The sequence below is a fragment of the Aeromonas sp. ZOR0001 genome, from assembly GCF_000801015.1.
GTDB classification, from domain to species: Bacteria; Pseudomonadota; Gammaproteobacteria; order Enterobacterales; family Aeromonadaceae; genus Aeromonas; species Aeromonas veronii.
On record NZ_JRJY01000141.1, the window covers coordinates 31,352 to 54,473 of the forward strand.

The 23,122-nt window shown below is 60.0% G+C and carries 17 protein-coding genes and 3 tRNA genes; 13 read left to right on the plus strand and 7 right to left on the minus strand.

Going from position 1 to position 23,122, the window contains the following annotated elements:
• Positions 1 to 92: 92 nt before the first annotated feature.
• From L972_RS17290 to L972_RS17300, 3 genes are all read right to left on the minus strand, one after another.
• A tRNA-Leu gene (locus L972_RS17290) sits at positions 93 to 178 on the minus strand.
• A gap of 20 nt (positions 179 to 198) precedes the next feature.
• Positions 199 to 274, minus strand: a tRNA-His gene (locus L972_RS17295).
• A gap of 51 nt (positions 275 to 325) precedes the next feature.
• Positions 326 to 402, minus strand: a tRNA-Arg gene (locus tag L972_RS17300).
• 232 nt (positions 403 to 634) lie between these two features.
• On the opposite strand from L972_RS17300, the gene L972_RS17305 reads away from it, so the two are divergent.
• The 10 genes from L972_RS17305 (at position 635) to L972_RS17350 (ending at position 17,289) form a co-directional block, all read left to right on the plus strand.
• Positions 635 to 1,231, plus strand: coding sequence for a TetR/AcrR family transcriptional regulator (locus L972_RS17305; RefSeq protein WP_005339267.1), 597 nt, complete (start codon positions 635 to 637; stop codon positions 1,229 to 1,231).
• Positions 1,228 to 2,361, plus strand: a complete 1,134-nt coding sequence (locus L972_RS17310; RefSeq protein ID WP_005355753.1) for an efflux RND transporter periplasmic adaptor subunit — start codon at positions 1,228 to 1,230, stop codon at positions 2,359 to 2,361. Before L972_RS17305 ends, L972_RS17310 begins: the two co-directional genes overlap by 4 nt.
• 15 nt (positions 2,362 to 2,376) lie before the next feature.
• Entirely contained in the window at positions 2,377 to 5,457 is a 3,081-nt protein-coding gene (locus L972_RS17315) for a multidrug efflux RND transporter permease subunit (protein ID WP_005355755.1), read from the plus strand.
• Positions 5,458 to 5,575: 118 nt separating this feature from the next.
• The gene (locus L972_RS17320) at positions 5,576 to 7,543 is read left to right on the plus strand and encodes an ATP-binding protein (RefSeq protein ID WP_047439851.1); all 1,968 of its coding nucleotides are present in this window, start codon (positions 5,576 to 5,578) and stop codon (positions 7,541 to 7,543) included.
• Positions 7,544 to 7,619: 76 nt separating this feature from the next.
• Positions 7,620 to 8,969 carry a glutathione-disulfide reductase gene (gene gorA / locus L972_RS17325; RefSeq protein WP_047439853.1) on the plus strand — a complete coding sequence of 450 codons (1,350 nt, stop codon included), beginning with the start codon at positions 7,620 to 7,622 and terminating at the stop codon, positions 8,967 to 8,969.
• Between the two features lie 454 nt (positions 8,970 to 9,423).
• Positions 9,424 to 11,118, plus strand: a complete 1,695-nt coding sequence (kdpA, locus tag L972_RS17330) for a potassium-transporting ATPase subunit KdpA (protein ID WP_047439855.1) — start codon at positions 9,424 to 9,426, stop codon at positions 11,116 to 11,118.
• 67 nt (positions 11,119 to 11,185) lie between these two features.
• Positions 11,186 to 13,243: a potassium-transporting ATPase subunit KdpB gene (kdpB, locus tag L972_RS17335; RefSeq protein ID WP_047439857.1), complete on the plus strand. Its 2,058-nt coding sequence runs from the start codon at positions 11,186 to 11,188 to the stop codon at positions 13,241 to 13,243.
• A 61-nt stretch (positions 13,244 to 13,304) separates the two neighbouring features.
• Entirely contained in the window at positions 13,305 to 13,832 is a 528-nt protein-coding gene (locus tag L972_RS17340; protein ID WP_047439859.1) for a potassium-transporting ATPase subunit C, read from the plus strand.
• 126 nt (positions 13,833 to 13,958) lie between these two features.
• Positions 13,959 to 16,547, plus strand: coding sequence for a sensor histidine kinase (locus L972_RS17345; RefSeq protein WP_047439860.1), 2,589 nt, complete (start codon positions 13,959 to 13,961; stop codon positions 16,545 to 16,547).
• Positions 16,548 to 16,605: 58 nt separating this feature from the next.
• A complete protein-coding gene (locus L972_RS17350; RefSeq protein ID WP_047439862.1) occupies positions 16,606 to 17,289 on the plus strand; it encodes a response regulator in 684 nt (227 codons plus the stop codon).
• A gap of 4 nt (positions 17,290 to 17,293) precedes the next feature.
• Here L972_RS17350 and L972_RS17355 read toward each other — a convergent pair whose 3' ends face one another.
• Positions 17,294 to 18,421: a multidrug effflux MFS transporter gene (locus L972_RS17355; RefSeq protein ID WP_047439863.1), complete on the minus strand. Its 1,128-nt coding sequence runs from the start codon at positions 18,419 to 18,421 to the stop codon at positions 17,294 to 17,296.
• A gap of 92 nt (positions 18,422 to 18,513) precedes the next feature.
• On the opposite strand from L972_RS17355, the gene L972_RS17360 reads away from it, so the two are divergent.
• The gene (locus tag L972_RS17360; RefSeq protein WP_047439865.1) at positions 18,514 to 19,338 is read left to right on the plus strand and encodes an AraC family transcriptional regulator; all 825 of its coding nucleotides are present in this window, start codon (positions 18,514 to 18,516) and stop codon (positions 19,336 to 19,338) included.
• Here L972_RS17360 and L972_RS21095 read toward each other — a convergent pair.
• The gene (locus L972_RS21095) at positions 19,268 to 19,501 is read right to left on the minus strand and encodes a hypothetical protein (RefSeq protein WP_021230450.1); all 234 of its coding nucleotides are present in this window, start codon (positions 19,499 to 19,501) and stop codon (positions 19,268 to 19,270) included. The two genes, L972_RS17360 and L972_RS21095, sit on opposite strands and share 71 nt — an antisense overlap.
• Before the next feature lie 293 nt (positions 19,502 to 19,794).
• Here L972_RS21095 and L972_RS17365 point away from each other — a divergent pair, with 293 nt between their 5' ends.
• Positions 19,795 to 21,045, plus strand: coding sequence for a valine--pyruvate transaminase (locus L972_RS17365; protein WP_047439867.1), 1,251 nt, complete (start codon positions 19,795 to 19,797; stop codon positions 21,043 to 21,045).
• A 72-nt stretch (positions 21,046 to 21,117) separates the two neighbouring features.
• On the opposite strand, the gene L972_RS17370 is transcribed toward L972_RS17365, so the two are convergent.
• Positions 21,118 to 21,558, minus strand: a complete 441-nt coding sequence (locus L972_RS17370) for an Hsp20 family protein (protein WP_005339297.1) — start codon at positions 21,556 to 21,558, stop codon at positions 21,118 to 21,120.
• A gap of 92 nt (positions 21,559 to 21,650) precedes the next feature.
• Positions 21,651 to 22,064, minus strand: coding sequence for an Hsp20 family protein (locus L972_RS17375; RefSeq protein ID WP_005339298.1), 414 nt, complete (start codon positions 22,062 to 22,064; stop codon positions 21,651 to 21,653).
• 280 nt (positions 22,065 to 22,344) lie between these two features.
• Here L972_RS17375 and L972_RS17380 point away from each other — a divergent pair, with 280 nt between their 5' ends.
• The gene (locus tag L972_RS17380) at positions 22,345 to 23,115 is read left to right on the plus strand and encodes an MBL fold metallo-hydrolase (protein WP_047439868.1); all 771 of its coding nucleotides are present in this window, start codon (positions 22,345 to 22,347) and stop codon (positions 23,113 to 23,115) included.
• The last annotated feature ends 7 nt before the right edge of the window (positions 23,116 to 23,122 follow it).

A 23,122-nucleotide genomic window follows, 5' to 3' on the forward strand; every position in this document is an offset into this window, starting at 1 on the left:
ACTGCGCTAATCACCGAGGCTATTTCTTTCAAAATAGTTTACTTCAAAAAAACAAAGACGACCTGACGGTCATCCTCGTCATACAGCAAGTATGGTGCGAAGAGAGGGACTCGAACCCTCACACCCGGGGGGCACTAACACCTGAAGCTAGCGCGTCTACCAATTCCGCCACCTTCGCGTACCTGACAAGCTGTAAAATGGGGTGGCTGATGGGGCTCGAACCCACGACAACCGGAATCACAATCCGGGACTCTACCAACTGAGCTACAGCCACCACAGCTGTTTTCGTTCCACAACAACGCCCGTTTAACCGACGCACTTTTGATGGTGCGCCCGACAGGATTCGAACCTGTGACCTCTGCCTCCGGAGGGCAGCGCTCTATCCAGCTGAGCTACGGGCGCTACGCTGTCGAACGGGGCGCATTATTAATGATGGTTGCTGGTTTGTCTACACTTTTCTGTCACCGAAGCACTGTTCGTTGTTTTTTCAAGCACATTGCGCACTTTTCTTCCACTATTCCCCTGCTGCCAGCCGAAAAGGGGCAGATCACTGTCGCAAATCGCCTTGCTGCCTTGACTTGATTTGATGCCCATCTAGAATGAATGAACGTTCATTCAATCGAAAGTCACACTGATGATTCTGGATAAAAAAGAGAGCATCTTCAACGCGGCCCATGAGGTGCTGGGTGAACGGGGTTTTCATGGTCTGTCGATTGCAGAAGTCGCCAAGAAGGCCAATGTTGCCACCGGCACTATCTATCGTTACTTCGGCGACAAGGATGATCTGATCCGGCAACTGCACCAGCACACTATCTTGCAGTGTGTGCCCATGGTCATGGCCGATGTAGCAATCGATAAAGTTTCATTTCAACAATTTCGCCAATTATGGCTCAATATTCATGCCATTTTTGTTAACGAACCCAACGCTATCCGGTGCAAATTGCAGTACGAGAGCTCTCCGCTAGGGGCAGAATTGGAGACCAATCCTGTCATTCTGGCCGCCTGGGAGCCTCTGGACCGATTTTTTGAACAGGGCGTTGAACAAGGACTGTTTATTGATTTACCGATACGGGCACTCCAGGTGTTGAGTCTGGACAGTGTCATGCATCTGGCCCTGCAGTGCAGGGTGCACAACATCACGCTGACCGAATCGCAGTTGGAAACCGCGATCCGGGCCAGCTGGAATGCCATTTTATCCCCCAATCTTTCCACCTCAGGAGCCTGTTCATGAAAAAGTGGATGGCCATTATGTTGCTGATAGCGATCGCCTTGTTTGGCAGCGTCATCGGCTTCAATTTGTTCAAACAGAAGATGATTGCCCAATATATGGCCAACCGGCCGGAGCCCGAGTTCCCCGTCACCGCCATGGTGACCAAGGCGCAGGATTGGGTACCGACCATCGAAGCGATCGGCTTCATCGAGCCGAATCAGGGGGTGACCCTCTCCACCGAACTGGCAGGTACCATTGACGCCATCACCTTCGAATCAGGCAAACCGGTCAAGGCTGACCAGCTGCTGCTGAGCCTGGACTCCACCGTAGAGCGTGCCAATCTGCGTGCCTCCCAGGCCAAACTGCCGGCGGCAAAAGCCAAGTTCGATCGTTTCCAGAACCTCTACAAGACCAGCTCCATCTCCAAAGAGCAGCTGGATGAGGCGGAAGCGGCCTATCGCTCGCTGGAAGCGGATATCGAGAGTCTGAAGGCGACCATTGCCCGTCGTGAAGTGCGTGCGCCCTTTAGCGGCGTGGTCGGCCTGCGCAATGTGTTCCTCGGTCAGTATCTGCAGCCGGGCACAGATATCGTGCGCCTGGAGGATACCAGCGTGATGCGCCTGCGCTTCACCGTGCCCCAGACCGATATCTCCAAAATCAAGCTGGGCCAGACCATCAAGATCAATGTGGATGCCTATCCGCAAACCCAGTTTGACGGTCATATCACCGCCATCGAGCCTGCGGTCAACTTCCAAAGCGGCCTGATCCAGGTACAGGCAGACATTCCGAACAACGACGGCCAGCTCCGTTCCGGTATGTTCGCCCGCGCCAGCATCATTCTGCCGACGGTGAAAGATCAGATCGTGATCCCGCAGACCGCGATCTCCTTCACCCTTTACGGTCAGAACGTCTATGTGCTCAAAGAGGGCGAAGAGACCGACAAAGAGGGTAACAAGGTGAAAGTGCTGCGAGCCAAGCAGGTTGTGGTCAAGGCGGGTGAGCGCCGTGGCAACGATGTGCATGTGCTCTCCGGCATCCAGGCCGGTGACCAGATCGTACTGTCGGGTCAGGTTCGCCTGAGCAACGACACCAAGGTGCATGTGGTCGAGAACGATGCCCTGGCCGTTCCGGCACAAACCCCGATGCTGTAAGCGCGGAGATCTGCGATGCGATTTACTGACATATTTATAAAACGGCCTGTGCTGGCGATCTCGCTCAGCTTCCTGATCGCCTTGCTGGGCTTTCAGGCCATCTTCAAGATGCAGGTACGGGAATACCCCGAGGTGACCAACACGGTGATCACCGTCAGCACTGGCTACTATGGCGCCAGTTCTGATCTGATCCAGGGGTTCATCACCCAGCCGCTGGAACAGGCAGTCGCGCAAGCCGACAACATCGACTTCATGACCTCCTCCAGCCAGCTGGGTAGCTCAACCATCACTGCGTACATGAAGCTCAACACCGACCCCAACGCCGCGCTGTCCGACATCCTGGCGAAGGTGAACTCGGTGCGATCCCAGTTGCCGAAAGAGGCGGAAGACCCGTCGGTCACCTCCTCCACCGGTTCAACCACGGCGGTGCTCTACCTCGGCTTTACCAGCCCGGAGCTCAATTCCAGCCAGATCACCGACTATCTGGAGCGGGTTATCAAGCCGCAGCTCTTTACTGTCGGCGGGGTCTCCAAGGTTGACCTCTACGGCGGTGTCGAGTTTGCCCTGCGGGTATGGCTGGATCCGGCCAAGATGGCGGCCTTCAACCTGACTGCCAGTGACGTGATGACGGTGCTCAACAGCAACAACTATCAGTCAGCGACAGGTCAGGCGACCGGTTACTTCACCCTGTTCAACGGCAACGCCGAGACCCAGGTCAAGGATGTCGACGAGCTGAAGCGTCTGGTTGTTGCTACCCGTGACGGCAAGGTGATCCGCCTTTCCGACATTGCCAAGGTGACCCTCGAGAAGAGCCACGACATCTATCGCGCCAGCGCCAACGGCCGCGAAGCAGTGGTCATGGCGGTCAACGCCGCGCCGACAGCCAACCCCATCAACATCGCCCACGATGTGCTGGCGTTGCTGCCGAGCCTTGAGCGCAACATGCCGAGCACCATGCGTCTCAACGTGATGTATGACTCCACCGTGGCGATCAACGAGTCCATCCACGAGGTTATCAAGACCATCCTGGAGGCAGCCGCCATCGTTCTGGTGGTCATCACCCTGTTCCTCGGTTCGTTCCGCGCTGTCATCATCCCGATCATCACCATTCCGCTCAGTCTTATCGGCGTGGTGATGATGATGGATATGTTCGGCTTCTCGATAAACCTGATGACTCTGCTGGCGATGGTGCTGGCGATCGGTCTGGTGGTGGATGACGCCATCGTGGTGCTGGAGAACGTCGACCGTCATATCAAGGAGGGGGAAGAACCGTTCCGGGCAGCCATTATCGGTACCCGTGAAATTGCGGTGCCGGTTATCGCCATGACGGTCACCCTGGCGGCGGTATACGCGCCTATCGCCCTGATGGGGGGCATCACCGGCTCCCTGTTCAAGGAGTTTGCCCTGACGCTGGCTGGTGCCGTGTTCGTCTCGGGCATCATCGCCCTGACCCTGTCACCGATGATGTGTTCCAAGATGCTCAAGGCCAACGAGCAGCCGGGCAAGTTCGAGAGCACGGTCCACCACCTGCTGGAGCGGATGACCGATCGCTACGACAGCATGCTGCACGCCGTGATGAAAAAGCGCCCCGTCATCGTGGTGTTCGCCGTCATCGTCTTCGCCAGCCTGCCGCTGCTGTTCAAGTTCATCCCGAGCGAACTGGCACCGTCAGAGGACAAGGGGGTAATGGCCGTGCTGGGTACCGCACCGTCCAACGCCAACCTGGACTACATCGAAAACACCATGGCGGATGTGAACAAGATCCTGGACGACCAGCCCGAGATCGCCTTCTCCCAGGTCTTCTCAGGGGTGTTCAACGCCAACCAGGCGTTCGGTATCGCCTCCATGGTGCCCTGGAGCCAGCGTGAAGCGAGCCAGAAAGAGGTGCTGGACCGGGTCGCCAATCTGGTGAAAGACATCCCGGGTATGGCCATCACCACCTTCCAGTTCCCGGAACTGCCGGGTGCATCGAGTGGTCTGCCGATCCAGTTCGTCATCACCACCCCGAACAGCTTCGAAAGCCTGTTCCTGGTGGCCGGGGAAATTCTGGCAGCGGCGCAGAGTAACGGTCAGTTCGTCTATTCGGATCTCGATCTGAACTACGACTCCGCCACCATGAAGATCCGCATCGACAAGGACAAGGCGGGTGCCTACGGCATCACCATGCAGGATATCGGTATCACCATGGGCACCATGATGGCGGACGGTTACGTCAACCGTATCGACCTGGATGGCCGCTCCTACGAGGTGATCCCGCAGGTCGAGCGCAAGTACCGTCTCAATCCGGAGTCCATCAAGGGCTATTACGTGCGGGCCGCAGACGGCAAGTCGATCCCGCTCGGCAGTCTGATCAGCATTGAAGTGGTTGGCGAGCCCCGTGCCCTGCCCCACTTCAACCAGCTCAACTCCGCCACCATCGGCGCCGTTCCGGCTCCGGGCGTGGCCATGGGTGATGCGATCAACTGGTTCCAGACCACCGCCGACGAGAAGCTGCCGCAAGGCTATCGTTACGACTTCATGGGTGAAGCCCGTCAGTTTGTCACCGAAGGCAATGCGCTCTATGCCACCTTCGCGCTGGCACTGGCCATCATCTTCCTAGTGCTGGCAATCCAGTTCGAGTCGGTGCGTGACCCGCTGGTCATCATGGTCTCTGTACCACTCGCCATCAGCGGGGCCTTGATTGCCCTGGCATGGGGTATGGCGACCATGAACATCTACTCCCAGGTGGGCCTCATCACCCTGGTGGGTCTGATTACCAAGCACGGTATCCTGATCTGTGAAGTAGCTAAGGAAGAGCAGCTGCTGCGCGGCATGAACCGGATGGAGGCCGTGATGCAAGCCGCCAAGGTGCGTCTGCGTCCGATCCTGATGACCACCGCCGCCATGATTGCCGGTCTGATCCCGCTGCTCTACGCCGCAGGTGCCGGTGCGGCACAGCGTTTCAGTATCGGTATCGTCATCGTGGCTGGTCTTGCCATCGGTACCCTGTTCACCCTGTTCGTGCTGCCGGTGATCTACACCTATCTGGCTTCCGAGCACAAACCCTTGCCGGTATTCGATGAAACCATTCCGCCCAAAGCAAACGGCGGACATTAATCATCAATCACATGCAAAGGCCCCGATACGGGGCCTTTTTTATGCTTCGCAGGAAAGACGACATAAGTGCATGAAGCAGTTAAACTAAAAAACACCACATCCAGACCGCAAGGACGCCATGTCAGGACTCTTCACCAAGACCGCCAGGGCCGTAGGCCGCAACGGACTCTCATATCGCCTGCTCTCCTACATTCTGGTCTGCAGTACCGTATTGGCGATGATCATTACGGCGCTGCAACTCGCGTGGGATTACCGCAAGGATGTCGCCGTCATCGAAGACAGCATCGGCCAGATCGAGGCCTCGTTCCTGCAACCCATCGCCGCCAGCTTGTGGAACCTGGATGAAGAGCAGGTCAAAGTGCAAATTGAAGGGATCATGAACCTGCCCAACATGCAGTTCGTGATGGTCAAGGAGATGCTCGGCAACTCCGAAGTCCCGCTGCTGACCCAGGGGGTCGAGCGGGAAAGCTATGATATCTCCCGAGAATTCAACCTCACCTATCAGGGAGAGATTGTCGGCAAGCTGTTCGTTGCCGCCTCTCTCGAGCAGATCTACCAGCGCCTCATCGAAAAATCGGTGCTGATCATGGTCAGCCAGACCATCAAGACCCTGGTGGTCTCATTTTGCATCCTGATCATCATTTACTATCTGGTGGTCAGGCACATCAACCGCATCGCCAACTACGCCCAGAAGTTCAACCTCGATCGGCTCGACATGGCGCTGGAGCTGGAAGGCCGCCCGCAGCCACGCAAGAAACCCGATGAGCTGGATACCCTGGTATCCACCCTCAACCAGATGCGTACCCGACTGCGTGACGAGCTGGTTGCCCGCCATCAGGCGGTCGAACAACTGCAAAAGGAACGGGACTTCTCCGCCACCCTGATCAACTCCGCCAACATGGTCATCTGCTGCATGGAACCGGATTTGACCATCGCCAGCATCAACCCGGCAGCCATCTTGCTGACCGGCTACCACCAGCAGGAGCTGTTGCAGCACAACTGGCTGGATCTATTTGTCAGCCCGGCGCAACGGGAAGAGCTGAACGATATTCTGGCGGCGGAAGGTTCACTGGCCGACAAAGAGGTCATCATGCATGACCAGCAGGCCCATGAGCTGGTACTGCAATGGACCTTCGTCCCCTTCTACGATGGCCCCAACCTCAAATACCAGATCGGCTTCGGCTACGACATCACCCAGCTGAAAAAGGTCGAGCGGGAGATAATCCAGCTCAACGAACAGCTGGAAGGCAAGGTGGTGGAACGTACCCGCAGCCTGAGTGAAGCCAACAACCAGCTCGGCAAGGCATACGATGACCTGAAACAGGCCCAGCAGACCCTGGTGGAGTCGGAGAAGATGGCCTCCCTCGGCTCGCTGGTGGCCGGGGTAGCACACGAGATCAATACCCCCATCGGCATCAGCGTGACCGCCTCCTCCTACCTGCAGGAGCGGGTCGCCGACTTCAAGTCCCATATCGACTCCAAGCAGCTGTCGCGCTCCTATCTCAACGAGTTCACCATCAACCTCGACGAGTCGATGCAGCTGCTGCAGAGCAACCTGCGGCGCGCCTCCGAGCTGATCGCCAGCTTCAAGCAGGTGGCTGTCGACCAGTCATCGGAAGCACGCTACAACTTCAGCCTCGCCGACAACCTCCATCAGGTGGTGGTCTCGCTTGGCCACAAACTGAAGAAGAGCCAGTGCGAAGTGGATATCCAGTGCGATCCCAAGCTGTCAATCTTCTCCTTCCCGGGCAGCTTTACCCAGATCTACTCGAACCTGATCCTCAACTCCATCAACCACGGGTTCGACAGCTGGGACAAACCGAAGAAGATCACCATCAAGGTGGAACAGCAGGGAGAGGAGCTGTTTATCGACTATTCGGACAACGGCCGCGGCATCCCGCCCGAAATCTTGCCGCGCATCTTCGATCCCTTCGTCACCTCCAAGCGGGGTCAGGGGGGCAGCGGTCTGGGCACTCACATCATCTACAACTTGGTGGTGCAACTGCTGAAAGGCCGTATCAGCTGTGCCAGCGAACCGGGCCAGGGCGCCCAGTTCCATATTCGCCTGCCGATCCAACATAACTGAGCGCTGGCTCTTGTGAGCCAGCCGCTTTATCCCCATCATGCTGTGATTGCATTCTTAATGAGCGGAGAACCTCGCAATGGCACAGCATTTTGACTATATCGCCATCGGCGGAGGCAGCGGCGGCATCGCCTCTGCCAACCGGGCTGCCATGTACGGTAAGAAAGTTGCCCTGATTGAAGCCAAAGAGTTGGGTGGAACCTGCGTCAACGTAGGCTGCGTACCGAAGAAGGCCATGTGGTATGCAGGCCAGATCGCCGATGCCCTGAAATATGGCGCCGACTACGGCTTTGACACCACCCTCAACCACTTCAACTGGGCCAAGCTGGTCGAGTCCCGCCAGGCCTACATCGGCCGCATTCACCAGTCCTATCAGAACGTGCTGGGCAAGAACCAGATCACCGTCATCAAGGGCTTCGCCCGCTTCGTCAGCAGCAACACCATCGAGGTTAATGGCGAGCACTACACGGCTGATCACATCCTGATCGCCACCGGTGGCCGCCCGGAAATTCCGGCGATCCCGGGAGCCGAGCTGGGTATCGACTCCGACGGTTTCTTTGACCTGCAAAGCCAACCCAAGCGGGTTGCCGTAGTGGGTGCGGGCTACATCGCAGTCGAGATCGCAGGGGTGATGCAGGCGCTCGGCTCAGAGACCCATCTGGTGGTGCGCAAGCACGCGCCGCTGCGCAACTTCGACCCCATGATCCACGAGACATTGGTCGAAATCATGGCGCAGGAAGGGCCCAAGCTGCACACCCACGCCATTCCCAAAGCCGTGCTCAAAAACGCTGACAACAGCCTGACCCTGCAACTGGAAGATGGTCGCCACCTCACCGTCGACTGCCTGATCTGGGCCATCGGCCGGGTACCGGCTACCGACAACCTGAATCTGGCCGCCGCAGGCATCGCGCTGGACGAGAAGGGCTTTATCCCGACCGACAAGTTCCAGAACACTTCCGTCGCCAACATCTATGCGGTGGGTGACAACACGGGTCGCATCCAGCTCACCCCGGTGGCCGTCGCGGCGGGCCGTCGCCTCTCCGAACGGCTGTTCAACAACAAGCCGAACGAGCACCTCAACTACGATCTGGTGCCGACCGTGGTGTTCAGCCACCCGCCCATCGGCACCATCGGCCTGACCGAACCGGAAGCCATCGCCGAATACGGCGAGGACCAGGTGAAGGTCTACCGCAGCCAGTTCACCGCCATGTACTCTGCGCTGACCCAGCATCGCCAGCCCACCCGGATGAAGCTGGTCTGCGTCGGCCCGGAAGAGAAGGTGGTCGGTCTGCATGGCATCGGCTTTGCGATGGACGAGATCCTGCAAGGTTTCGGCGTCGCCATGAAGATGGGTGCCACCAAGGCGGACTTCGACAACTGTGTCGCAATCCACCCCACCAGTGCGGAAGAGTTTGTGACAATGCGATAAGCACGTTGCAGGCTGACCTGCCACTATCAGGTCATCTTCATCCACCAGCGTTCAAACCCGGCTCAGGCCGGGTTTTTTGATCCCTCCTCGCCATTGCTCTCGCAAATCCGTCGTTCTTTACGCCGATTTTACGCCTGCCACATGGCGCTTTATGGCGCCTTTACGCCTGTTTTACATACCCTTTTCAGCGTCAATGACACCAACAGAGTCGATATGGTCTTACATCGGCTCTCGCAGCTAATTATCTCAATGGAGTCGATATGAATTGGCTATATCTGCTGCTCGTCCTCGCCTTGATGGCCTATCTGATGCGCGCACTCACGCGCAGTCACGAGTGAGGGACTACCTATATGCAGCAAGAAATTATCTACCCTGTGGCCAGCAAACTGCCGAGCCTCGTGAGCAATCCAATGCGTGCCCTGACGCACCGTGACCACGAGTGAGGAACTAGAACATGTGGCAAGAAATAATCTATCCGGTGGCCTTCGTGCTGCTGGTTCTGCTGCCGGCACCGCTGCTGGGCAACTACATCTACCGGGTATTTGAAGGCAAAATCCACTGGCTGGCACCGGTCGAGCGCACCACGCTGGCTTGCTGTGGCACCGATGGACGGGAGCAGGACTGGAAGTCCTACGCCCTCAGCCTGCTGGCCTTCAACGGCGCCGGTTTCGGTCTACTGTTCCTGATCCTGATGGCGCAGGGGTTGCTGCCCCTCAACCCGCAACAACTGCCGGGTCTGAGCTGGCAACTCGCCTTCAACACCGCAGTCAGCTTTATGACCAACACCAACTGGCAAGCCTATTCCGGTGAGGCCAGCCTCTCCTACTTCAGCCAGATGGTGGGCCTGACCACCCAGAACTTCGTCTCCGCAGGGACGGGCGCCGCCGTCGCCATTGCCCTGTTTCGCGGTATCGCCCGTCAGCAGACCATCAACCTTGGCAATTTCTGGCAGGATCTGGTGCGTTTCTGCCTCTATGTGCTGCTGCCCATCGCGCTGATCATGGCGCTGGTGCTGGTATGGCAAGGGGTGCCGCAAAGCCTGTCAGCCTATCTGCCGTTCCACGGTGTGGAAGGTCAGGAGCAGCTGCTGCCCCTCGGTCCGGCAGCCTCTCAGATCGCCATCAAGCAGCTTGGCTCCAACGGCGGCGGCTTCTTCGGCATCAACTCGGCACATCCGTTCGAGAACCCGACAGCCCTCTCCAACTGGCTGGAGATGGTCGCCCTGCTCACCATCGCCGCCGCCATGGTCTTTACTCTTGGCCGCTATGTGAAGGACATGGCCCACAGTCGCGCCATTCTCGGTGCCATGACCCTCATGCTGGTGCTGGGGCTCTTCGTCTCCCTCTCCCAGGAGCTGAAACCGGATCACGCCCTCGCCCAGCTCACCACTGACGCCAGCAACATAGCTGGCAACTGGGAAGGCAAGGAGAGCCGCTTCGGCCCTGTGCTCTCCAGCATCTGGGAAGTGGCGACGACTGCCGCCTCCAACGGTGCCGTCAACGCCATGCACGACAGCTTTACTCCGCTCGGCGGCATGGTGGGCATGATCAACATGCTGCTGGGTGAGGTCATCTTCGGCGGGGTCGGCTCCGGTATCTACGGCATGATGCTGTTCGTACTGCTGACCGTGTTCCTGTGCGGCCTGATGGTGGGACGTACCCCGACCTATCTGGGCAAACGGCTCGGTATCACCGAGATGCAGTGGGTGGTCGCCAGCATGCTGGTGATGCCGGTGGGGGTTTTGGTGATCGGAGGTGTCACCCTGCTGATGCCGGATGCCAGCACCATCATCGGCCATGATGGCCCGCACGGTCTGTCACGCCTCATCTATGCCTACGCCTCGGCTGCCGGCAACAACGGCTCCGCCTTCGCCGGCTTTGCCGCCGGTGACAACTGGCAGTGCATCGCCATCGGTCTGGCCATGCTGCTCGGCCGCTTCGGCTACATCATTCCGGTACTGGCCATCGCCGGTCAGCTGGCCCGTGCGCCCCGTCAGGAGACGAGCGAAGGGGACTTCCCCATCAGCGGCCCGCTGTTCGTTACCCTGCTGATCATCACCGTCCTGCTGATAGGTGGCCTCTCCTTCCTGCCGGTGCTGGCACTGGGCCCGGTGGCCGAACATCTGAGTCTGATCGGAGGAGCATTCTGATGAACCTGACCCTGTCGATCACCATCCGGATGCCAATGGCCAACTATCTGATGCTGGGAGCTTTCCAATGAGCAAGTCCACTGCAATGAGCACTGACACCATGTTGGTGAAGGGCAAAAAACAGAAATCACAGATCATCCAGGCAATGGTTGAGGCCCTCTATCGCTTCAATCCCAAGGCGCTGTTTGGCAGCCCTATCCTGTTCACCCTCTGGCTGGCCGCAGTCATGGCGACCGTGGAGTCCCTGCTGGGGCAGCCTTTCTCCGGCGTTGCTCCCTCACTGGCCTGGCAGCTGACCGCCTGGCTCTGGCTTACCCTATGGTTTGCCAACTTCGCGGAAACCCTGGCCGAGGGGCGCGGCAAGGCCCGCGCCGACAGCCTGAAAGCGGGCATGAGCCAGCTCAAGGCCCGTCGGGTGGCGAATGCCAAAGATGGTCAGGGCGAGTGGGTGCCCGCCACCAGCCTGATGAAGGGGGATCTGGTGCTGGTACGCAGCGGCGAGATGATCCCGGCCGACGGCGAAGTGGTCGCCGGCATCGCCTCGGTCAACGAGGCGGCCATCACAGGTGAATCCGCCCCCGTCATCCGCGAGTCGGGCACCGACCGCAGCGGCGTGACCGGCAACACGACGGTCGTCTCCGACGAGATCTGGGTGCGCGTCAGCAACAATCCGGGCGAAAGTACGCTGGATCGGATGATCGCACTGGTGGAAGGGGCCAAGCGCCAGAAGACCCCCAACGAGATGGCGCTCGACGCCCTGCTGGTGGGCCTGACCCTGATCTTCCTGCTGGTGGTCGCCACCCTGCCCTGGTTCCTCGACTACAACGGCACCCAGGTCCCGCGTCTCTACCTGATCGCTCTCTTTATCACCCTGATCCCGACCACCATCGGCGGCCTGCTCTCCGCCATCGGCATTGCCGGTATGGATCGACTGGTGAAGCTGAACGTCATCGCCAAGTCTGGCCGTGCCGTGGAAGCGGCCGGTGACGTGCGCACCCTGCTGTTGGACAAGACCGGCACCATCACCTTCGGCAACCGGATGGCCGACGAGTTGATCCCGGCACCGGGTGTCGACCCCGCCCTGCTGGCACAAGCGGCCATGCTAGCCTCGCTGGGTGACAACACTCCGGAGGGCAAATCCATCCTGACTCTGGCCAGCAAGAGCATGGCCAAGCCGAGCCAGCTGGAGAGCGACAAGGTGATCCCCTTCAGCGCCGAGACTCGCCTGAGCGGACTGGATCGCAACGGTCATCAATATCGCAAGGGTGCGGTGGATGCCGTGTTGAACTACCTCAGCCTCGACCGCAAGGCGGTGCCTGAGCTGGTGCTCAAGTCGGTCGACAGCATCGCCCGTCAGGGGGGTACTCCGCTGCTGGTCTGCACTCAGGAGAAACTGCTGGGGGTGGTCTACCTCAAGGACATCATCAAGCCCGGTATCAAGGCTCGCTTCCAGATCCTGCGCCACATGGGGATCCGTACCGTGATGATCACCGGTGACAACCCGAAAACCGCCGCCGCCATCGCCGCCGAAGCCGGGGTGGATGACTTCATCGCCGAAGCGACGCCGGAGAAGAAGCTCGCCTATATCCGGCAGGAGCAGGCCGATGGCCGTCTGGTCGCCATGTGCGGTGACGGCGCCAACGATGCGCCCGCACTGGCGCAGGCTGACGTGGGTCTGGCCATGAACGAGGGCACCCAGGCCGCCAAGGAGGCGGGCAATCTGGTGGATCTCGACTCCAACCCCACCAAGCTGCTGGATGTGGTGCTGGTCGGCAAACAGCTGCTGGTGACCCGTGGCGCCCTGACCACCTTCTCCATCGCCAACGACGTGGCCAAGTACTTCGCCATCCTGCCAGCCCTGTTCATCGCCGCCTACCCGCAACTGGGGGCACTGAACCTGATGCAGCTGGGCAGCCCGCAGAGCGCCATCCTGTCGGCCATCATCTTCAACGCCCTGATCATTGTGGCGCTGGTGCCGCTGGCACTGCGTGGTGTCGACCTGAAAGGCTCGGCCGCCAGCCTGCTGCGCCGCAACCTGCTGATCTACGGTGTCGGCGGCCTGCTGGTGCCGTTTATCGGCATCAAACTGATCGACCTGGTCATCACCGGCCTGGGTCTGGTGTAACGACATAACCGGGATGCGGGTCAGATCCGCATCCCCAGCCATCCTTTGGAGCAAGAGAATCATGATAGCAATCAGAACCCTGTTGACCCTGACCCTGCTGCTGGGAGTGGGTTATCCACTGGCCGTCACCGGGCTGGCCCAACTGCTGTTCCCCTGGCAGGCCAACGGCAGCCAGCTGACCGACAGCAAACAGCAACTGATCGGTAGCGCCCTGCTGGGGCAGAAATTCGAGCGGGCTGACTACTTCCATCCCCGTCCCTCCGCCAGCGATTTCAACACCATTGGCGGCAGCGCCAGCAATCTGGGGATGAGCTCACCGCTGCGGGCAGAGTTTGCCGAACAGGTGGCCAAGGCACAGCTGGGAACCCGCTCCCCCGCCATGCTGACCCGCTCCGCCTCCGGCCTCGATCCCCACCTGCCGCTGGATGCGGTGCTGGCTCAGGTGGACCGCGTCGCCAAAGAACGTGGACTGGATCCCGCCCAACTGACGGAGCAGGTCAAGTCGGCCACACAAGCTGGTATCCTTGGCCCGCAGGTGGTCAACATTCTCCAGCTGAATCTGCAACTGGATCATCAAAAGGGCGCCTGATGGTGCCCATTCCGGTTTGGTGATGACCTCGATTTTCGCAACGGGCGGTTGGCTCGATAGGGATAACAATGGCTGATGTAGCAAGCGCCGACGCCCTGCTGGCGATTCTGATGCAGGAGCATGGGGATGCGTGATGAGGTAAGGGCCGACGCCCTGCTGGCGAGCCTGGAACAGGAGCACAAGGGCAAGCTGAAGGTGTTTCTCGGCGCCGCTCCCGGCGTGGGCAAGACCTACGCCATGCTGCAGGCTGTGCGGGAACAGGCCAAAGAGGAGGTCGACATCCTGATCGGCGTGGTGGAGACCCACGGCCGGCAGGAGACCCTGGCCCTGCTCGACAAGCTCGCCATCATGCCGCGCAAGATCCACATGCACCGCCAGCAGCGACTGGAGGAGATGGATCTCGACGGCCTGCTGGCGCGCAAACCGGCCATCGCCGTGGTGGACGAGCTGGCCCACAGCAACGCCCCCGGCAGCCGCCATGAGAAGCGCTGGCAGGATGTGGAGGAGCTGCTCAACGCCGGGATCGACGTCTACACCACCCTCAACGTGCAGCATCTGGAGAGCCTCAACGATCTGGTGTGGCAGCTGACCGGGGTCAGGGTGAAAGAGACCCTGCCCGATCAGGTGCTGCTGGAAGCCGACAGTCTGGTGCTGATCGACCTCCCCCCCAAGGAACTGCTCGGCCGCCTCAAGGAGGGCAAGGTCTATGTGCCCCATCAGGCCAAGGCTGCGTTGCAATCCTTCTTCTCCCTCAACAACCTCACCGCATTGCGGGAGCTGGCGATGCAGACCGCCGCCAGCCATGTGGAGGGCGATCTGCAACTGCAGTGGCAGGCGGCAGGCAAGAGCACCTTGCCGCTGCGGGGCAAGCTGATGGTTTGCCTCGGTGACCTGCACGGCTCGGCGCTGGTGCGCTACGGCCACCGCTTTGCCCAGCGCCGTCAGCTCCCGTGGCTGGTGGTGCATGTCGACAGCAATGGCCGCCGCTCGGCCGATGTGGAGCAGGCGCTGGCGCTCGCCTCCCACCTCGGCGCCAAGGTGCTGACCCTCTCCAGTCCGGCGGTCGCCAACACCCTGCTGGAGACCGCCGAACAGCAGCAGGTCTCCCAGCTGCTGCTCGGCAAACCTCACAAGGCGCCGTGGCGCCGCTCGCTGGTGCAACACCTGCTCAAACAGGCGCAGGGGCTCGAAATCACGCTGGTCGATACCGAGAAGCAGAAGCCCGAAGTGGGAATGCGCGTCCCGACCCCGAAGGATATTCACCACAGCCTGCTGGCGGTGACCATCATGGGGATCACCTCGACCGCCGCCTGGGGGCTCTCCTACTGGCTGCCGCCCGCAGCGTTACCGCTCATATTCGTGCTGGGGGTGCTGGCGACTGCCCTCACCACCAGTCTGGTACCCGCCACACTGGCAGCGGTGCTGGGCTTTATCGCCCACAATCTGCTCTTCACCGCCCCCTACTTCTCCCTGAGCGTCGCCAACCACAGCGACCTGCTCACTCTGTTTGTGCTGCTTATCGTCGGCATGACGGCGGGACGGCTCGCCTCCCGCCAGCGGCAACAGCTGATCGGTCTGCGCGAGACCCAGCAGTTGGGCAATGCTCTGCTCTCCCTCAGTCAGGGGCTGGCCACCGCCAGCAGCCCGGAGGAGGTGCTTAGACAAGGTGCCCAGGCCATTTCACTGGCACTCGGCCAGCCAACCGTGGTGATCGACAAGGAGTTCAACGACAGGCTCGGCAACGAGAAGCACAGGCCCGGCCAGACCGACAAGGCGGCCATCGACTGGTGTCTGGCCCAGAAGCAGAGCGCCGGGGCCCACACCGCCACCCTCAATGCCGCCGAGGCCCAGTATCACCACCTCAGCGACGATCTGGTGATCGGCATAACGCTGGCCAATCCGCTCTCCTCCTCTGCCGAACACCAGCTGCAGGCGCTGCTCACCGATATTCGCGCCGCGCTGGCGCGGATCGACCTCAATGAGCGGCTGGCCGACAGCCAGCTGCAGGCGGAGACCGACCGGATGCGCGCCGCCCTGCTCTCCTCGGTCTCCCACGATTTGAAGACGCCGCTGGCCACCATCATGGGGGCTGGCAGCACCCTGCTGGAATATGGTGACCGGATCCCCGCCGAAGACCGCGACGAACTGCTCCACTCGGTGCAGGAGGAGGCGCGCCGCCTCCACAGCTATGTGCAGAATCTGCTGGATATGACCCGCATCGGCTCCCCCGACTTCCAGTTGAAACGGGACTGGGTCGATCTGGCGGATCTGGTGGAGAGCGCCCGCAAGCGGCTCGACTCCTCCTGGCGCCAGCACAAGCTGCTGGTCCATTTCGATCAGCATGTGCCCCAGCTCTATGTGCACGGCGCCCTGATCGAGCAGGTGCTGGTCAACATCCTCGACAACGCCTCCCGCTACTCGCCGGCAGGCACCCCCATCGAGTTCAAGGTGATGCTGGCCGAGCCCGATCTCATCATCGACATCATCGATATCGGGGTCGGCATCGCCGAGTCGGATCGGGAGAAGATCTTCAACCTCTTCTACACCCAGCCAGTGGGCGATTGCGGCAGCCGTGGCACCGGGCTTGGCCTCGCCATTTCCCGCGCTATGATAGAGGCCCACGGCGGCAAGATTTGGGCCTTCTCCGGCCCCAATGGCAACGGCACCTGCATGCGCATCTCCCTGCCGCTCGCCCTCAATTCACCGGAGGTCTGATGGCTGACCGCCAGATCGGGTCAATCAGCCCCTCCCACCATTCGCCTCTGGAGGTTCGATGGCACACATTCTGGTCATAGATGATGAAGCGGCGATCCGTCGCTTTCTGCGGATCAGCCTGATTGCCGAGGGGCATCAGGTGAGTGAGGCGGTGGGGGTCAATGAAGGGCTGGAGCAGTATCGCCACCTCAACCCCGATCTGGTGATCCTCGATCTCGGTCTGCCGGATGGCGATGGCATTCAGGTGTTGCAGGCCATTCGCGAACACCACCCCAATCCTGTGCTGGTGCTGTCGGCCCGTGATTCGGAGCAGGAGAAGGTGCGGCTGCTGGATGCCGGCGCCAACGACTACATGAGCAAGCCGTTCGGCATCGGCGAGATGATGGCCCGCATTCGCGTGCTCTTGCGCCAGCGAGCTGGCGTCAGCAGCGGCGAGCGGCGCCACTTCCCCCAATGCGGCCTGACGCTGGATGTCAGCAGCCACAAGGTGACCATGAAAGAGGAGGAGATCCCCCTCTCCCGCAAGGAGTTCGCCCTGCTACAGGCGCTGGTGTGCCACCCCGGCAAGCTGGTGATGCAGACCCAGCTGCTCAATGACATCTGGGGGCCGAGCCACAAGGAGGACACCCACTACCTGCGCATCGTCATCGCCAGCCTGCGCAAAAAGCTGGGGGATAACCCCCAGCAACCGACGCTTATCGAGACCGAATCCGGTATTGGCTACCGCTTTATCGGCAACTGACGTTTCACGTGGAACGACGCCCACTGCAAAGCAGCGCCAATAGACCGCAGCCACTCAGCAACAGGCCGAGATCCTGCAATCCGGCCGCTACTGCCAACCCCAGACTGAGCAGCAGGTAGTAACCAAGCCCGAACAGGGCGCCAGCGCTGCCCGCTACTTCGCGATAGGCCAGCAACGCCTGACTCAGCACATTGGGGATCGCCAGCCCAAAAGCGATGACTACACCCATCATGGGCAACAGGAACCAGAGGCTGGCCTGAGTCGCCCATACCAGCAGCCCGGCAACCAGCGCCAGAGCGCAAGCCAATCTGACCAGAGATGACGGCAGCCACCCCCTCCCCAGCAGATGCTTGTTGAGCAGGCTGCCGAGCAGAGTCGCCAGCGCCAGCAAGATCCCCGAATAGCCAAACTCACCGGTGCTCAATCCCAATCCGGCAAACAGGAATGGGGCCAGACTGTAGTAGCCAAACAGCATGGTGTTGAACAGGGCGACCAGCATGGCACTGCGCCAGAGCCCGCCATCCTTCATCATCCGGCACGCCAGCGGCCAGAGTGCGACTTTCCGGGTGGTGGCCGGGCGGGTTTCCGGCAGCTGCCAGCAGGCAACCAGCAGCAAGAGAGCCGCCAGTATCAGCAGACCGCTGAATACCCCGAGATAACCGAACCCGCTCGCCAGCTGACCACCACTGAGCAACCCCAGCACCGGACTGAGTGAGAGCGCAATGCCCATCACCGAGAAGACCCGCGCCAGATCGCTGCCCTGATAGCTGTCGCGCAGCATGGTCTGGGTCACCACGGATCCCACCGCAGCGCCAAAGGCCGCGATGACCCGGGCCAGCAGCAGGGTTTCAAACTGATTGGCCAGCAGCGCCAGCAAGGTGCCTACACCATAGGTGAGCAGACCGGCCAGCATGGCGGGACGCCGCCCAATCAGATCGCAGAGCCGTCCCCAGCAGACCACGCCCACCGCAAACGCCAGAAAATAGACCGACAGGGTCTGGGATGCCTGCCCTTCGCTCACCTGAAACTGGGTAGCGATGTGGGTCAGGACCGGGCTGTAGATGGTTTCCACAATTTGGGGAAACATCATCAATCCCACCACCAGCCAGAGCGGTGGCAACTTGTTGTTCATGACAAACCTCCTTCACAAGAGGTCGCCATTCTAGAGAGATACCGATTGTCTGATTACAATAAGCAGGACTATAAACATCAAAAATCGAACATATGGCCTTTATTCTTCCCGATCACCCTTTTGACCCCGACCAGCTGACGGGCAGCGTGATCGGCATCGCCTCCGCCCTCGGTTGGCACGACTCGGGCCTGCATCAACATCAGCGCCATCAGCTGTTGTTCGCCCAATCCGGCTGCATGACCATGGAGCTGGAAGGTCGGGTCTGCCTGCTGCCACCCACCCGCGCCGCCTGGCTGCCTGCGGGCACAGCCCACCGGGTACTGATGCGTGGTGTGGTGGCCTACCGCTCACTCTACTTCCAGCCGCACCCCGAGTTGCCCGGCACGGTGGAGGTGCTGGCGGTCAATCCGCTGCTGCACGAACTGATCGAGCGGATGGCGCTCTGGCCGTGGGACAAACCGCAAGAGCAGCAGCAACGGACGGTTGCACTGTTTATGGAGGAGTTGGAGCAGGCGCCACGGGAGTCGTGGCAGTTGCCGCTGCCGACGGATCCCAGACTGGGCGACTGGCTACAGCAGTTGAAGCGGGAGGATGTCCTGCCCGATCGGCTCAACCGGCTGGCCGAACGGGTGGGTGCCAGTGACAAGACCATTAGCCGCATCTTCATGCGGGAGACCGGCATGAGCTATCAGGCGTGGCGTCAGCAGTGGCGGCTGTTGCGCGCCATGGAGCTGCTGGCAGAAAGCGAGCCCATCAGCCGGATTGCCGCTGCGCTGGAGTTCTCCAGCGACAGCGCCTTCATCAGTTTCTTCAAACAACATACGGGACAGACCCCCCTGCGCTATCTCAGCTCTCGGGGTGAGTCGCCACAGCCTGGCTCGCTTCCACCACCAGGGTATCCAGCGCCAGCGGCTTGAGATTGTGCAACGCATCCTGCACCACGGCATGGGATGCCTGTTGCAACTCGCTCTGCACATCCTGCTCCAGCTGGGCACTCTCCAGCTCGGGCCGCGGGTTTTCGTTGGCCATCACGTTCAGGCTCAGGACACTCACAATCAGGGTAGCGATCAGGCTTTTCATCTGGTTTGCTCCGGTATGGTTGAGATGACCAGATAACTATTCCAATAGTTGTGCCAATCCTCACGCAATTCATAACATGATGATTTTGTTCAAATTAACTATATCTCGATACCAAATTGAGTCGCAAAATGCATCCCGCTCGGTCATTTTTAAACCAACAGTTGGTGCTTTTAACCACGCTTGATTTTTGCGCCATGTTCCACGTGGAACGTCCCATCTTTTTGATCGACACCCGCTTTTAAACTGAGCTATGGTGCTACATCCCCGTAACTCAAATCTGGATCTGTCACTGAATGGAATTTTCCTTGTTCGGCGAGAAGTTCACTCGCCACGCCGGCATTACCCAACTCATGGATGACCTCAATCAGGGGCTGACCAATCCGGACGCCATCATGCTGGGTGGCGGCAATCCGGCCCCGATCCCCGCCATGCTGGAACGCTTTCAGGCGGAAGCCAAGAGCCTGCTCGACAACGGCGAGCTGGTCAAAGCGATGGCCAACTACGACGGCCCGCAAGGCAAAGACAGGTTCACCAAAGCGCTGGCAGCCCTGCTCAGCAAGGAGCTGGGCTGGGATATCTCGGCCCGCAATATCGCCCTGACCAACGGCAGCCAGAATGCCTTCTTCTACCTGTTCAACCTGCTGGCCGGTGAATTTGCCGATGGCCGCAAGAAGAAGGTGCTGTTCCCGCTCGCCCCCGAATACATCGGCTATGCCGACTCGGCGCTAGCCGACGACTACTTCGTGGCCTACAAGCCCACCATCGAGAAGCTGCCAGATGGCCAGTTCAAATACCACGTGGATTTCGAGAGTCTGCAGGTAGGTGACGATATCGGGGTGATCTGCGTCTCCCGCCCGACCAACCCCACCGGCAATGTGCTGACCGACGAAGAGATCGAACATCTCGATCAGATCGCCCGCGACAAGGGAATCCCGCTGCTGATCGACAACGCCTACGGCGTCCCCTTCCCGGGCATCATCTTCAGCGAAGCCAAGCCGTTCTGGAACGCCAACACCATCCTCTGCATGAGCCTCTCCAAGCTGGGCCTGCCGGGCACTCGCTGCGGCATCGTCATCGCCGACGAGAAGATCATCCAGGCCATCACCAACCTGAGCGGCATCATCAATCTGGCACCGGGCAGTCTGGGCCCCGCCATCACCATCCCGATGATCGAGAGCGGCGATATCATCGCCCTCAGCGAACAGGTGGTGAAGCCCTTCTATCAGCAGAAGGCGGAGCTGGCGGTGAAGCTGCTGCGCGAAGCGATCCCCGACCCGCGCTTCCATATCCACAAGCCGGAAGGGGCCCTCTTCCTCTGGCTCTGGTTTGAAGGCTTGCCGATCCACAGTCAGGAACTCTATGAGCGACTGAAGGCGAAGAACCTGCTGATCGTGCCGGGTCACTACTTCTTCCCCGGCATCGACGACCCCGAGTGGCGCCACAGCCAGGAGTGCATCCGCCTCAACTACTCCCAGAGCGAGGAGTTGGTGCGCCGCGGCATCGCCATTCTGGCCGACGAGATCAACGCCCTCTACGCTGGCTAAGTCAGTCCGGCCAGCCAAAAACAGAGAGGCCTGCAGATGCAGGCCTCCCTTGTTTATCGCGATCCGGTTTGCTTAGCCGGGTAGCGCCAGTTGCTCGGGTTTGCCGATGGGGATGGCACGGGGCTTGAGAGCCTCCGGCAGTTCGCGGGCCAGATCTATGGTCAGCAGACCATGCTCCAGTTTGGCGCCCTGCACTTCCACGTGCTGGCTCAGCTTGAAGGCGAGCTCGAAGTCACGCTCGGCAATCCCCTGATGGAGGAACTGACGCTCACCGGCCGCAGCTCCTTTGCGCCCCTTCACCTTGAGGGTACCGTTTTCGGTCTCCAGCTCCAGCTCTTCGCGCTCGAAGCCAGCCACGGCGACCGTGATGCGATAGCCATCCTGATCGCGCTTTTCAATGTTGTACGGAGGGTAAGCGGCAGTCTTCTGCTCGAACAAACCTTCCAGCTCGCGGGCCATCCGCTCGAAGCCGACGGCGTTGGAATAGAGATGAGAAAAATCGAGGTTACGCATAATCCTATCCTTCTAATAAGCAACAGGTTCAACTCTCCACAGGCCCGTTATCGGCACCCGGGAAATTTTAAAATTTCAGTGAATTCAGGCTATCAGCCGTTGATCTCAATCTTGCGCGGCTTCATCGCCTCGGGCACTTCACGCACCAGCTCGATGTGCAACAAGCCGTTTTTCAGGTCGGCCCCTTTCACCCGCACATAGTCGGCCAGCTGGAAGCGGCGCTCGAAACCACGTTCGGCGATCCCCTGATAGAGATAGTTGCGCCCGGTGTCGGCCTGCTTGTTGCCTTTTACCGTCAGCAGATTTTCCTGGAAGCTCAGCTCCAGCTCTTCCTGGGTAAAGCCTGCCACCGCCATGCTGATGCGGTAGTCGTTGTCACCCAGCTGCTCGATGTTGTAGGGGGGATAACCGGCATTGCCATTGCTGGCCGCAGATTCGATGAGATTGGCCAGACGATCGAAACCGATGGCAGAACGATAGAGCGGAGAAAAGTCGATAGAACGCATAGTATTACCCTCTTATGAGCGATAACGGATTGTTTGCCCTCCTTATGGACGGGCGCCTGGTCGAAACCTCTGTCGAGCGTTCCGGCCTTGTTACCTATATAGGGGCTCACTTTTTCCTTTCAAGGGGATTTTTTCAAATTTTTTAAATGGCCGCACCGACCTGTAGAACATCAACCTGTTGGCCCGATAGTGATGATAATCGACCCGTGGGCCACTGATGACAACTCGCTCCGTCTCCCATAATTGGTTGCATACCCACCAGCCAACATGGAGCCATCCCATGAAGATTACCCAGGTTCGCAACGCCACCTTGCTGCTCGACTATGCCGGCACCCGCTTTCTGATCGACCCCATGCTCTCGGCCAAGGGAGCCTTCCCCGGCTTTGAGGGCACCGCCAACAGCCATCTGCGCAATCCGCTGGTCGAGCTGCCGCTGCCGCTCGATGAGCTGGTCGATGTGGATGCCGTTATCGTCACCCACGACCATCCCGACCACTGGGATGACGCCGCCAAAGCCCTGATCCCCAAGCATCTGCCGCTCTTGGTGCAACATCAGAAAGATGCCGATGCTATTCGTGCCAGTGGCTTTGAGGATGTGCGTCTGCTGAGCGACCAGCCCGAGTTTGCCGGCATTCGCCTGCAGCAGACCGGTGGCCAGCACGGCAACGACCAGTTGATGGCGGTACTGGGCGAGCGCATGGGAGAGGTATGCGGCGTGGTCTTCTCCCATCCCGACGAACAGTGCCTCTATCTGGCCGGTGATACCATCTGGCATCCCTCGGTCGAGCAAGCCCTGCAACAGCATCAGCCCGAGGTCATCATCCTCAACTGTGGCGATGCACAGGTGCCCGGGCTCGGTTCCATCATCATGGGCAAGGAGGATGTCGCCGCCGTTTATCAGGCCGCACCGCAGGCCACGCTGATCGCCAGCCATATGGAGGCGGTCAACCACGCCGTACTGTCACGCCAGGAGCTGCGCGACTATCTGGCGGAACGGGGCATGATGGATCGGGTACGGGTGCCGCAAGATGGCGAGGCGATATCGCTGTGATCCACAA

Bases quoted from the DNA above. Each gene is read 5' to 3' on its own strand.
- L972_RS17305 (WP_005339267.1), top strand. From the start codon at position 635: ATGATTCTGGATAAAAAAGAGAGCATCTTCAACGCGGCCCATGAGGTG.
- L972_RS17310 (WP_005355753.1), top strand. From the start codon at position 1,228: ATGAAAAAGTGGATGGCCATTATGTTGCTGATAGCGATCGCCTTGTTT.
- L972_RS17315 (WP_005355755.1), top strand. From the start codon at position 2,377: ATGCGATTTACTGACATATTTATAAAACGGCCTGTGCTGGCGATCTCG.
- L972_RS17320 (WP_047439851.1), top strand. From the start codon at position 5,576: ATGTCAGGACTCTTCACCAAGACCGCCAGGGCCGTAGGCCGCAACGGA.
- gorA (WP_047439853.1), top strand. From the start codon at position 7,620: ATGGCACAGCATTTTGACTATATCGCCATCGGCGGAGGCAGCGGCGGC.
- kdpA (WP_047439855.1), top strand. From the start codon at position 9,424: ATGTGGCAAGAAATAATCTATCCGGTGGCCTTCGTGCTGCTGGTTCTG.
- kdpB (WP_047439857.1), top strand. From the start codon at position 11,186: ATGAGCAAGTCCACTGCAATGAGCACTGACACCATGTTGGTGAAGGGC.
- L972_RS17340 (WP_047439859.1), top strand. From the start codon at position 13,305: ATGATAGCAATCAGAACCCTGTTGACCCTGACCCTGCTGCTGGGAGTG.
- L972_RS17345 (WP_047439860.1), top strand. From the start codon at position 13,959: ATGCGTGATGAGGTAAGGGCCGACGCCCTGCTGGCGAGCCTGGAACAG.
- L972_RS17350 (WP_047439862.1), top strand. From the start codon at position 16,606: ATGGCACACATTCTGGTCATAGATGATGAAGCGGCGATCCGTCGCTTT.
- L972_RS17355 (WP_047439863.1), bottom strand. From the start codon at position 18,421: ATGAACAACAAGTTGCCACCGCTCTGGCTGGTGGTGGGATTGATGATG.
- L972_RS17360 (WP_047439865.1), top strand. From the start codon at position 18,514: ATGGCCTTTATTCTTCCCGATCACCCTTTTGACCCCGACCAGCTGACG.
- L972_RS21095 (WP_021230450.1), bottom strand. From the start codon at position 19,501: ATGAAAAGCCTGATCGCTACCCTGATTGTGAGTGTCCTGAGCCTGAAC.
- L972_RS17365 (WP_047439867.1), top strand. From the start codon at position 19,795: ATGGAATTTTCCTTGTTCGGCGAGAAGTTCACTCGCCACGCCGGCATT.
- L972_RS17370 (WP_005339297.1), bottom strand. From the start codon at position 21,558: ATGCGTAACCTCGATTTTTCTCATCTCTATTCCAACGCCGTCGGCTTC.
- L972_RS17375 (WP_005339298.1), bottom strand. From the start codon at position 22,064: ATGCGTTCTATCGACTTTTCTCCGCTCTATCGTTCTGCCATCGGTTTC.
- L972_RS17380 (WP_047439868.1), top strand. From the start codon at position 22,345: ATGAAGATTACCCAGGTTCGCAACGCCACCTTGCTGCTCGACTATGCC.